Source organism: Mesorhizobium sp. M0615 (assembly GCF_040320805.1).
Taxonomy (GTDB): Bacteria; Pseudomonadota; Alphaproteobacteria; order Rhizobiales; family Rhizobiaceae; genus Mesorhizobium.
On the sequence record NZ_JAMYQI010000029.1, the window covers coordinates 21553 to 33510 of the forward strand.

6 protein-coding genes and 7 pseudogenes are annotated in these 11958 nt (G+C 57.9%); 5 read left to right on the forward strand and 8 right to left on the reverse strand.

The genetic code is table 11. From position 1 onward, the window contains the following. Positions 1-67: 67 nt before the first annotated feature. Positions 68-544: an Lrp/AsnC family transcriptional regulator gene (locus NKI46_RS29950; protein WP_352749486.1), complete on the reverse strand. Its 477-nt coding sequence runs from the start codon at positions 542-544 to the stop codon at positions 68-70. Positions 545-835: 291 nt separating this feature from the next. Between NKI46_RS29950 and NKI46_RS29955 the strand changes: the two genes are divergently transcribed. Further along, entirely contained in the window at positions 836-3331 is a 2496-nt protein-coding gene (locus tag NKI46_RS29955; RefSeq protein WP_352749489.1) for a GcvT family protein, read from the forward strand. Between the two features lie 323 nt (positions 3332-3654). Beyond that, positions 3655-4732: pseudogene (locus NKI46_RS29960) on the forward strand (IS630 family transposase). Here the strand turns inward: NKI46_RS29960 and NKI46_RS29965 are convergent. From NKI46_RS29965 to NKI46_RS29990, 5 genes and pseudogenes are all read right to left on the reverse strand, one after another. Then, positions 4718-4882, reverse strand: a pseudogene (locus NKI46_RS29965) (IS110 family transposase); the annotation flags it as partial. The pseudogenes NKI46_RS29960 and NKI46_RS29965 sit on opposite strands and share 15 nt — an antisense overlap. A gap of 188 nt (positions 4883-5070) precedes the next feature. Beyond that, positions 5071-5913: a 2OG-Fe(II)-dependent halogenase WelO5 family protein gene (locus NKI46_RS29970; protein ID WP_352749491.1), complete on the reverse strand. Its 843-nt coding sequence runs from the start codon at positions 5911-5913 to the stop codon at positions 5071-5073. After that, positions 5903-7162 (reverse strand): diaminobutyrate--2-oxoglutarate transaminase, encoded by a 1260-nt coding sequence (gene ectB, locus NKI46_RS29975; RefSeq protein ID WP_352749493.1) that lies wholly within the window; start codon positions 7160-7162, stop codon positions 5903-5905. Before ectB ends, NKI46_RS29970 begins: the two co-directional genes overlap by 11 nt. A gap of 530 nt (positions 7163-7692) precedes the next feature. After that, positions 7693-7839: pseudogene (locus tag NKI46_RS29985) on the reverse strand (ATP-binding protein); the annotation flags it as partial. 166 nt (positions 7840-8005) lie between these two features. Then, positions 8006-8344: pseudogene (locus NKI46_RS29990) on the reverse strand (transposase); the annotation flags it as partial. A 275-nt stretch (positions 8345-8619) separates the two neighbouring features. Here NKI46_RS29990 and NKI46_RS29995 point away from each other — a divergent pair. Then, positions 8620-9384 (forward strand): helix-turn-helix transcriptional regulator, encoded by a 765-nt coding sequence (locus NKI46_RS29995; protein ID WP_352749495.1) that lies wholly within the window; start codon positions 8620-8622, stop codon positions 9382-9384. A gap of 155 nt (positions 9385-9539) precedes the next feature. On the opposite strand, the pseudogene NKI46_RS30000 reads toward NKI46_RS29995, so the two are convergent. After that, positions 9540-9738, reverse strand: a pseudogene (locus NKI46_RS30000) (IS3 family transposase); the annotation flags it as partial. A 96-nt stretch (positions 9739-9834) separates the two neighbouring features. Here NKI46_RS30000 and NKI46_RS30005 point away from each other — a divergent pair. Beyond that, positions 9835-10143 (forward strand): annotated as a pseudogene (locus NKI46_RS30005) (transposase); the annotation flags it as partial. A gap of 17 nt (positions 10144-10160) precedes the next feature. Continuing rightward, positions 10161-10423 (forward strand): annotated as a pseudogene (locus NKI46_RS30010) (transposase); the annotation flags it as partial. A gap of 78 nt (positions 10424-10501) precedes the next feature. Here the strand turns inward: NKI46_RS30010 and NKI46_RS30015 are convergent. Further along, positions 10502-11242: a class I SAM-dependent methyltransferase gene (locus tag NKI46_RS30015; protein ID WP_352749497.1), complete on the reverse strand. Its 741-nt coding sequence runs from the start codon at positions 11240-11242 to the stop codon at positions 10502-10504. Positions 11243-11958 lie beyond the last annotated feature (716 nt).

Below are 11958 nucleotides of genomic sequence, written 5' to 3' on the forward strand. Positions count from 1 at the left end.
CGCGCAATCCATACCACCGGTCCTGCGGAATGACGTAGCGTTGGTATCTCCCCCAGACGGAGAGGCGTCAGAAATCTTCCGGATCGTCAACCGGCACACCAAACGTTGCCTTAACCCGGTCGACGACCACCATGGTCTTCAAGCTCTTTATATGCGCGTTTTGATAGAAGAACTCGCGCGTAAATTGTTCGTAATCTTCCATGCTCTGCGCTGTTATATAGAGCAAGAAGTCCGCCTCGCCGGTAATATAGAATCCCATCGCAATCTCCGGCGAGGATTTGATGTCGCGCTTGAACTTGTCGATAATATCGGTGCGTTCGCGCTCCAACGTCACCATCACGATCATCTGAATTGGCCGGCCGACCGCCTTCGGCGATAGGATCGAGACGTCCGCTTCAATGATTCCCTCCGCCCGAAGTCTCTTAAGGCGACGCTGGCAAGCGCTTGCTGAAAGCCCGACCTTATCGGCGATGACATCGGAGGTCAGGCGGTTATTCCGCTGAACCAGTTCCAATATGCGGGCATCGATCCGGTCGTACTTCATCTACGGTCATCTCGGCTGGGGCCGCTTTCTCCAACGTCGCGGCGCTGGAATATACAGCCGAATGCAAATTTTCAGCGCCTTATAGAGGCTGTCTCTTCGGCAATGCAACGCAATATATAGCCGGTGAGGCCCCCGCGCTTATCTAACCTGAAGCAAGGCTGCGCCTGAGGGCGCGATGGCGCGGGAATACCGCTGCCGCAGCCTTTAGATTAGGGAAAATCGGAGCGCCTCTTGTCGTAGCTTGACGCCATAAACCGCTCCGCTCCCGCGACGGGCTACAATAGGTTTCCCATGACCAGCAAACTGCCTTCCCATGCCAGGTACGTCATCATCGGAGGAGGCATTATCGGCCTCTCCATAGCTTACCATCTTACGCGCCTAGGGCACCGTGACATTCTGCTCCTGGAACGCGATCAGTTGACATGCGGCACCACCTGGCATGCTGCGGGCCTCGTGACCCAACTCCGCGCCAATGAAACCATGGCAAGGCTCGCTCAATATTCCGCGGAGTTATTCAGCGATCTCGAAAGTTTGACGGGTCAAGCCACCGGTTTTCGTCAAACAGGCTCCATCACCGTGGCCGCGACCCAGGACCGGCTTGAAGAGCTGAAGCGCGGCTCCTCGATGGGACGCTCGTTTGGTTTGGACGTGGAGATGATTAGCGCGGCTGAAGCCCAGCGCCGTGTTCCGCAGCTCGACGTCAGTGATGTTCTCGGGGCGGCATGGATTGCTTCCGACGGGATGACAAACCCTATCGATACGGCCCGCGCCTTCGCGGCCGGGGCTCGCCAAGGTGGAGCTACGATCCTTGAGCGGACCCCCGTAACGCGGATCCTTGTCGAGAACGGCCGCTTCGTCGGTGTGGAAACCAGTCAGGGGACCGTCCGTGCTGAGAAGGCGGTCATCAGCACTGGCCTGTGGACGCGGGACCTGGCAGCTGATCTCAACTGGTCGGTGCCCTTGCAAGCTGCCGAGCATTTCTATGTTGTCACCGAGCCCATCCCCGGCCTTCCCCACGACCTGCCGACGATCCGCGATATGGACGCACGCGTCTATGCGAAGGCCGACGCTGGAAAACTGCTCGTAGGATTCTTTGAGCCGGACGGCAAACCTTGGGGCATGAATGGCATACCCCACGATTTCAGTTTCGATTCGCTGCCCGAGGATTTCGACCATATCGAACCTTATCTCTCCGCGGCCATCGAGCGCATGCCGATCTTGGCAAATATCGGCCTGCAACTTAATTTCAACGGCCCGGAGAGCTTCACGCCAGACAATCGGTTCCACCTTGGGCCATCGCCTGAAATTCAGGGGCTTTATGTCGCCTCTGGATTCAATTCCTGTGGCATCGAGTCTTCAGGGGGCGCGGGCAAGGTGATGGCCGAATGGATGTCGACGGGAGTACCGGCGGGCGATTGCTGGGAAATGGACGTTCGGCGCTCCATGCCCTTCCAGCGGAACAAGCGGTATCTGTGCGATCGTACGGTGGAGGCGGTCGGCAACCTCTGGACGCTTCACCTGCCGCACAAGTCACCAAAGTCGGCACGCAACGTCCGCGTATCCCCGCTCCACGGCCGTCTGACCGCCGCCGGCGCCAATTTCGGTGAAAGTGCCGGTTGGGAACGCGTTCAATGGTTTGGTGCCCCCGGATCGCCGAATGAAAACCATGCGACTTTCGGTCGTGACGAATGGTTCGAGCGAAGTGGCGCTGAACATAGAGCCACCCGCTCTGGCGTCACCTTGTTCGACCAGACCTCCTTCGCGCACATGCTGGTTCAGGGAGCTGATGCCCTGGCCCTGCTACAGCGCCTGTCCACCAACGACGTGAACGTGGCAGTCGGCCGGATCGTATATACACCGTGGTTGAACGTGCGTGGCGGTATGGAGTCCGACGTCACGATAGCGCGCACAGGTGATGAGGAGTTTCTCGTCGTCACAGCGGCGGTGCAACGCACCCGCGATCTTGCGTGGTTGCGCCTGCACGCCAAGGGGGCCGGCCACGTCGCAGTCACCGACGTTTCGTCTGGATACACCACTCTTTCCGTCATGGGTCCACGATCGCGCGAATTATTGGAGCGCGTCAGTCCCGCAGACTTTTCCAACGAAGGATTCCCTTTTGCAACCGCTCGCGAGATCGAGGTCGGATACAGCCTGGCGCTGGCATTCCGGATGACGTTTGTCGGTGAGCTTGGCTGGGAACTTCACATTCCGACCGAGCAGACATTGGGTGTCTACGATGCCTTAGTGGCCGCCGGCGCCGATCTCGACGTGGGGCACGCCGGATATGTCGCTCTCAACACGCTGCGTCTTGAAGCAGGCTACCGTGACTGGGGCTCGGATGTCGGTGACGAAGACACCCCCTTGGAATCGGGGCTGGCTTTCACGGTTGCTTGGGACAAGCCCGCTGATTTCATCGGACGAGCTGCCCTGGAGGCACAGCGCGGCAAACCCTTAACCCGACGGCTCGTCCAGCTCGCTGCACCCGGCGCCAAGGCATTGATGTTCGGCACCGAGCCTGTTTGGCGCAATGGGATGCTCGTCGGTTATCTGCGTTCCGCCGGTTTTGGCCACACTGTTGGCTGCGGTATCGGCATGGGGTATCTCAACTCGGAAACTGGGGTGACGGCGGACTGGCTGGCGGAAAGGGAATTTGAGATAGAGATCGCTGGGGAGCGCTATTCTGCCATTGCTTCTCTGCGGCCATTCTTTGACGCCGGACGCAGCCGCGTAAAGGGCGAGTGGCGCGACGTGGCGGAGTTAATCGCGCCTGAGCTCCTCAGGGCCTGACTCTTGGCCTGCCCTGCCTTGGAATGCGCCCGAGCCGTTCCTGCCGCCCGTGAGAACTGGTGCGGGACGAGGCGAGCCAGGCAGCGCCCGCAGCGGAGGCGCAAAGGCCTCGATCGCCAGAGCGGCAGCGAACCGCCCCCGGGCATCGTCTGCAGCCGCCGCGCTATGTCACGCTCAGCCGATCGGTTTTGGCCGAGGCGTAAACCACCAGTCAAAGCGCTCAGAGCCTGACTCTATGAATACGGCCATGTTGTTCCGCAGTGTTCGCCAGATCAAGTCCGGCTGGGGATTCCCTTTTGTGAGTGCGCATGCGAGTCCGGCGCATGCGCACAGGAATATTGCTCACCGTTTCTTCGATTGATCGTCGGCGTCTGGGCGCGCTGATCAGAGATCGCGATGCGCCGCAAAAGCACGTTTGGCGAACCGAGATCATTCTGTTGAGCAGCGACGGCGTGGGCACCGACGAGATCATGCGGCAAACTGGTAAGTCCAAGACCTGCGTGTGGCGCTGGCAGGAGCGCTTCGCCGCGGAAGGCTTCGAGGGACTGTTGCGCGACAGGACGCGCCCCTCGCGCATTGCCCCACTCGGACCTGAAGTCGCCGAGCGCGTGGTGGCACTGACGTTGCAGGACCCGCCTGGCGAGACGACGCACTGGACCGCCGACATGATGGCGGCCGCGGCCGTCATCAGCGCCAGCGCGGTGCGCCGAATCTGGAAGGCGCACGGGCTGCAGCCCAACCGCTGGCGCCAGTTCAAGCTCTCCAACGATCCCCAGTTCGTCGACAAACTGCGCAAGGTTCGGCCTCTATGTCGATCCTCCGGCTTACGCCGTCGTGCTGTCGGTCGACGAGAAGAGCCAGATCCAGGCGCTCGACCGCACCCAGCCCGGCCTGCCCATGAAGAAGGGTAGGCTCGGCACCATGACCACGACTACAAGCGGCATGGTACGACCACCCTGTTTGCCGCCCTCAACGTGCTCGACGGCACCGTTATCGGCAAGAACATGCAGCGGCATCGCCATCAGGAGTTCATCCGCTTCCTCAACGCCATCGAGGCGCAAATGCCCGCCAGCAAGGCCGTCCACGTCGTCCTCGACAACTATGCCGCCCACAAGCACCCCAAGGTGCGTGCCTGGCCCGGCCGCCATCAGCGCTTCACCTTCCACTTCACGCCGACGTCGTGCTCGTGGCTCAACGCGGTCGAGGGTTTCTTCGCGAAGTTGTCGAAGCGTCGCCTCAAGCGCGGCGTCTTCCACTCCGTTGTCCACCTCCAAGCGGCAATCAACCGCTTCCTCGTAGAGCACAACCAGCAACCCAAACCTTTTTCTTGGATCGCCGATCCAGACAAGATCATCGCTGCCGTCAAACGCGGGGAACCAAATGTTAGATTCCATCCACTAGGTCCGTGCGCTGATGAACAATCCGTTCTCGGGCGTGATGCAGCATCAGCACACCCTGCTGCTCCTGGCTCTTCACCGGAACGAAGCGCATCGACGGCCGCGTCACCGCCTCGCAGATCGCCTCCGCATCTGTTGCATCATTCTTCTGCCGCTACGTATTGCTTCACATAGGACGCCGGCGTCCGCCGGACCTGATGGCCCCATCAGAACGCGAGCCCAGTGGTGTCCCGTCGCGCAGCTCAATCCCGATCAGGGCAACGCCCCCGAAGAACCCAGCAACATCGTCGCTGCGTAGGTTTCGGCGGATGACAACTGCGCAGTCAGTGTGCGCTGTCCACTTCAGGTCCACCAGAGAACAAGATCTGGTCGCGCGAATCCAAAGAAGCTGTTCAGCACTAGGCGACGCTTTCCATTCCTTGGTTGTCTGGTAACGCCATGAACGAAACCGCCGTCGATCAGGGCGATGTCCCCAACTTCGAGCTGGAATTCGCGACAAGGAACGTCTTCAAGATAGGCTGCCGAATAGGGGTATCCCGTGGTCTCCACGCCTTGCGACTTTCGGTCGGTGACTAACGGCTTGTGATACCAGAGGCGAAGATTGCCACCCTCCTCGGCCATGCTGGGATAAAAGTTGAGTGCTGCGACGGTGTTTATCGCCACGGCAGAAAGCTCGTAATCGCTCCCGGCACACAGGACTTGAGCGACGTCGTCGTGGGGTTGGAGGGCATACGTGCCCCCGTCAGACCAACTGAGAGCGCGACAGACATTTGCCTGACCGTGCGCCGAACGAGCAAGTCTCAATTCAGTGCCCTGCTTGTGAAGCTCGCGCTTCAACGCGTCGAATAGTGCTCGGACCGGATCAACCAAATTGCCAAAAAGGGCGTCGACGTGTGGTCGCGCCGTTTCCGATTCTGCGAAATAGCTGGCTGCATCCTTCCTGTAGTGGGATGCGCCGACATACTGTCCGGAGACGCCATCCTTACGCTCCCTGAGACCGGGACTGTCAACAAAGTTCGCGGTGATTTCTTCCGCTATTTGCGTACTGAAAGCTTGCTTGACGTGCAGAGCGGTGATCTCACCTTTCAGGACTGAGACGATTTCATCAGTGCTGATTGAGCCGGTTCGTTCTCTGATTGTAGGAGGCGAGATGGCAGGCGCTTGAGATGCTTGGTCAGTACCCATTGGCTTGCTCCTTTAGTGCGTGATCCAGGATGGCGATACCATGATCGAGTTCGTCGTCGGTGATAGTTATCGGTGGCAGGACTTTGATGACGTCGCGATTTGGTCCTGAAGATTCGATCAGCAGGCCATTTTCGAACGCGACATGGCGCACCCGGCTGACGACAGCCTGGGAGCGGCACTTTAGGCCAGCCATCAGACCGCGGCCGCGCTTTTGTTCAATGCACCAAGGAAATTTCGCAACAAGACTATCTACGTGTCTTTGCAGTCTGGCTGTTGTCCGCTCTACACCTGTAGTAAACTGTCCGTCGGACCACATTTTGCACATCGCCCTTGCAGTCACGAAGGCTAGATTGTTGCCTCTGAACGTCCCGCTATGTTCTCCGGGATTCCAAATATCCAAATCCGGGCGAATTAAAACAATGGAGAACGGACTACCTGACCCGCTTAGGGACTTCGAAAGGCATACGATGTCAGGATTGATCTTCGCGAACTCGAATGAGAAGAACTCCCCCGTTCGTCCCGCACCCGCCTGAATGTCGTCAACGATCAAAACGACACCATGCCGATGGCAAATGCGCTGAATTTCTATGAGCCAAGCTGCGGATGCAGTGTTCATGCCGCCTTCTGCCTGGATGGTCTCCAGAATAATTGCTGCAGGCTTGTCAATGCCGCTGCCTGCGTCACTCAATACATGGTCGATGTAACTCGCGGAATCGAAAGCTGGGGTAGGATAGCCGTCGTAGGGGACACGAGTCACGTCGTGGCGAGCGACCCCGCCCAGTTCCTTGGTTGAAGCCGAACCTGACACCGCCAGAGAGCCGAGCGACATGCCATGGAACGCATTCGTGAATGCCATGATGCTTGAGCGGCCGGTATATTTTCGCGCGAGGGCCAGCGCTGCTTCGTTAGCGTTTGTACCGGTCGGCCCGGGAAACTGTATCTTGTAAGAAAGCCCCCTGGGCTTCAGGATCGAATCCACAAACACTTCGATGAATTCACGTTTTGCGACTGTGTACATGTCGAGCGATAGAAGAATGTTTTCGCCGAGGAGATACTCAATCGCTGGCTCAACAATATTCGGGTTATTGTGCCCGTAGTTGAGGGCGCCCGATCCTACGAGGAAATCGATATATGGGTTACCGTCCTCGCCCCAGATTGTCGCTCCAAGGGCCCTCTTAAAGACTGTAGGAAACGACCGCCCATAGCGACGAACGTTAGACTCATGAGCTGCAAAGACATCGGTGTTCATTCAGAGCCCTCCTGCGTGTAAACGTCGCATTCAGCGATACATTGGTTGTCACTGCTCCACATGTCGATATCTCCCCGGTCGTGCGTTGGGACCGGAACTCACTAGAGCTTTCGCGCGGGTGTCGATACTACGGCATCTGGTAGTTGACGCACGAGCGCGTCAATTTCCGACCGAGAAGGCTCGACCGGTCAGTTCGCCAGTCCGATGCAGCCACGCCAGAATGACAGCGCCCCGTCGGTTCGTCTTAATGCGCTCGCCCGACCGTGTCGGAACCATGGCGGGCGCAACCACCTTGCCGTTGTGACCAAGATCGGGGACCTGACGGCAAAGTCCGTGACCAGTCGGCCCGGTCTCGAAGCAACCTTTTCCGGGCCAACCTCTTCTCTTCACAAATAAACCGAACTTCGCGTACACCGCCTTTGGCTACACTGACCTGGTGGGGTGGACGGCCTCCGCTCCCGGCATCGAGTGCCATAGTGTGGCTGTCGCAGTCATATGAGGGAGTGCCGTCCATCCCATCACGCACCGCCGATGAACTTCAGTTCGGCCAGCGCCATGATGCGGTTGCGATCGAGCGAGGGCTGGAAAGCAAAGTTGAAGGCCGCGAGCGTCTTTATGGTGGTCGGGCGCCCCATCGTCAGACCGGCTTTGATGCGCCGGCTCTCGCGCAGGGTTAGCCCGCTTCTTTCACTGAGCCAGGCTCGAGCCGCATCTTGACTGGCGCGGGTCGGTGCTGCTCATCCCCGTTTTGAGGACGAGCGCAGCCAGCGCCGCGGAGAGCGGCGGTGGTGGGCTCTGCAATTTTCCTCTTTTGTTTGCGGGAAGGGTTCAGGTCCGGCGGCGTCAGCGGGCCGCGGCGCATATTCGAGCGTGGGCCAGGGCAAATTCGTCTGCGTATGGACAGGCTGAAGCCATTACGACCTTGATCCGACGCACCGAGACGGTCGGCGTAGAGGTCGAGCTGGCACTCCTTGATCCGGGTCCCATGTCGACGCGGGCACAGTAGAGATCCTCCTCAAGCCCCCGTGCCGCCCAACGCTTTGGCTTGAGCGAGGTCACGACCAAGCGCGGATTTGTGCCCTGGGTCACCCACTCGGCCTTGGCGACGATCCGCCGTCGTCGTGACCAGCTATCTAAAGTCGACCACATGAAGTCGCGGAACACGCCCGGGGCCTGGCAACTCAAAGCGTATTTCGTCGTTTGTTGCACTCGTATAACCTTGCGAAGCATAAATTTAATTTCAAATAACATTTAACGCTGCAACGAGGTGGTAGAACTTCGTCGATGCAGAGGACGCGCGCAGGGCCGTAACCTTACACCCGGCTTGTGCGTCAGTGACAACATCCGGTGCAAATGGCTGCGGAGCAAAGCCCTATGGAACGCCCGCCGACAACTGCTGTCTCTCAACTTCGAGGTCTGGCAATCAAAGTGTCAGACCGGTCTTCTTTGCCCCCTCGATGAATTTCCCTAGCGAAACCAGAGAGGCGTTTGCGGTAGAATTCGGCCGATTTCTAGACCAGACCAATGGCATTGCTCGATCTCAGCAGTTGTTCGACCTATTGTCTGCTTTTGCCCTAAATTTTGATTGCCCGTGGATCGCTTATCGTTCGCTTACCCCTGAACCAGGAATTTTGAAGCCGGTCCGACGCGATCCAGCGGTCATGCTGAACTATCCTGTCGAATGGCAGGATCGGTATTTCGAAATGAGTTATGACAGGATAGATCCGATCATCATCAAAACCAGTCGAAAGCGCGCAGGCGCCTTTCGATGGAGTGAGGTGTACGACGACGCAAGCACGACTGACAACGAGCGGCGCGTTTTCGATGAGGCTGCGACGTTCGGCTTGAGGTCAGGCCTTAGCGTTCCGTTACATGGCCCGGATGGGAGGACCGCGGTGATGAGCTTTGCTCATCCTTGGGACGGCGAATTCAAAAATAGAACAGTCACATACTTGGAACTTGCTGCATTTCATTTTCATAGAAGATTCACGAAGTTCGAAAATTTGAGCGTTAGCGAGAAAACCCCCGACCTTTCCCTAAGAGAAAAAGAGTGTATACTATGGACGGCCAAAGGTAAGTCGTCGTGGGAAGTAGGAACAATCCTAGGAATATCGGCAAACACAGTCGATTTCCATATAAAGAACGTGATGCGAAAGCTAGACACTTGCAATAGGACAGCCGCAGCAATAAAGGCCGTTAATTTTGGAATTGTCGACGTGTAAGAGACGCTTCGAAAGCCACTATACATTAAGTATGAAGTCCGGCGCAGCGGAGCCATTGGGGCTTACCACCGCGTTTAGGTTTAAGTCAGCGATATTGGTCAGGCGGCCGTCGCCTTCTCCGCCAATTACCGCGGGCAGGTCTTTCGGACACGAGGCTAAGCTAACATAGCTTGGCTCAGATAAGTCCAGTGTCGAGTGCTTCGCCGAGGGTTGTTGGAGCGCTCGATGAATCGAACACATCCGCCTTGGCGTCATTCCTCGTCCTGTACTTGCGGGCCGTCCGCTCGGTTTTCAGAGCGACGAGAAGAAGCTCTCCATAGCCGCACTGTCCCAGACATTGCCCGACCGGCTCATTTTGGAAGGCCACCGGCATGGCCCGCGAAAAGATTGGCGCTGGGCCAGAGCTTGGAGCCCGGGCAGATTGCCCGACGATGCCAATCTTGAATTCCGGACGATAAGACGATGCGCACCAGCCACGAAGCCATCTATCAAGCCCTCTTCGTTCAGGGTCGGGGAGCGCTGCGCCGCGAGCTCTCGGCCTGCTTGCGAACGGGGCGTACTGGGGGCGCAGGGGGTGTACGCAGGCGAGACAAGGGCTTTGTCTCGCCGGAGCTCATGATCAGTCAATGCCCCGCAGAAGCGGCCGATCGCGCGGTGCCGGGTCACTGGGAGGGAGACCTCATCCTCGGCCTTGGCAATTCAGCGATCGGCACCTTGGTCGAGAGCACGACGCGCTCCACCATGCTGCTACATCTGCCTCGGTCGAGGGGCTTGGCCAAGTCATCGCAGACCGCGCTTATGGTGCCCAATCGACTGCATGGTGTGGTCCTCGACCAAGGCGGTGGACCGGTCATTCCGCCGCGACGCCATCGCAAATACCAACACAGCTGCGACAAGATCGCCTACAAAACCGCTGGGGCATCGAGGCGTTTTTCGCCAAGTTCAAGCAGTAGCGGCGCATCGCAACGCGCTACGACAAAATTGCCGCAACTTCCTCGGCTTCGTCAAGCTCGCAGCCAACATGCTCTGGCTCAAATGATTAAATTGTCACTACAGCCTAATGCGATAGCCGCAATTGATGCTTATCTGGAGCCTTTTTTGCCATGGAGATCCCGGACTACAGGCTGCTTCGGCGGTAGACCGAAATATGGCGTTCGGATCGTTCGGTGAACGCACCTTGCGACCAATCTCCCCACCGCTCCACCAGCTCCAGCCCAACGCATTCGGCCATGGTATCGAGTTCCTGGTGATAAACGTAACGGGTGCGTTGCGGTAAACGTCTGACTGACGTACCAGAAAACCAGAGAAGGCTTGAAACCAAGTTCTGGTTTAGTGGGTCGTGGACAGTCACATTGAGAATCGTATTCTCATGATCCACTAGCCGCGACGTTGTAGTTTTCTGACCGCCGACGAGAGGATTCAAACCCGGTACGTCCAATTCTATCACCAAGACACCCTCATCATCTAGCGCCTCCGCTGCAGATCGAAGGCATTCTATTTGCGCTTCGCGGGTGACGAGTAGCGTGAAAGTGCAATAAACGCAATACACCATACTGTAGCGTTGCTCTGATTTGAAGCGGGCAATATCTCCCTGCCAAGCCTTGATTAGATCGGTACGCTTGGCGAGAAGCGCCAACATCCTGGGCGAATTGTCGATACCTTCAACCTTGACGCCGCGCTCACTCAACGGGGCTGCCAGACGCCCGTCGCCTATACCTAGTTCGAGAGCACTGCCCCCGCCGCAATACCGCTCAAGAAAGGCGACCGTCTCGTCTACCTCAGCGACCATACCTTGCACGGTGGTGTATTCTTCATATATAGGGGCATAAATTTCGCCGTAATTGAGCTCATTAGACATTTTCGATTCTCCTGCCGCTGGTTTTAACAATTCACCCGACCTAGCCGCATCTCGTACTAGTCGAAAGCTGATTTGAATTTCCTATCGAGTACGTCAAGTCTCCAGCCGACCTGCGAAGGGTATCCGTGCAACACAATAGCTTGGAACGATGTCGATCGCTTGGGAAAGTGCGCACGGCGCCCAGCGACCGTGTCGCCTGGATCTGAGCATGCATATTAAGTGACCGCGCACTCGGCCTGCTGCAGGCCGGATTCCCGCGCGCCGATGATTTTCCTGCATAGCGCCATTCCGCCGCCAGAAGCTGATCGAGCGGTAACTCTCAGCGGAATTTTTGATACGGCCATATTACGGCTCCGTTGCTGGTGAACGTCGCATCTCAAGGTGCAAGAGGCGTGCCTGCTCAAGAAACCGGTGTCAGTCCAATATACCGACTCTGCACGTTCGATACTTTCTGTTTGCTTTTTCACAACTTGTCGGACTTCGAACGAACGTATGACTATGTCGGCTTGTGTCGATGAGGTGGCTCGCCCTACGGTGCGCGTCCGCGATTACCCGGGCGCGCCGAGGTCGTGTCCCATCAGGTGGTGTAGCTCGGCGGTAGCGAAGCCGCTCACGAGCGCGCCGTTAGTAGCGCTGTAGCGAGCGAGCGGCGTGTGGGTGGTCATCGGCGCTTTCCGGTAGGGTTTGGTTGTTGACGCCAACCCATTTCGGAAGGA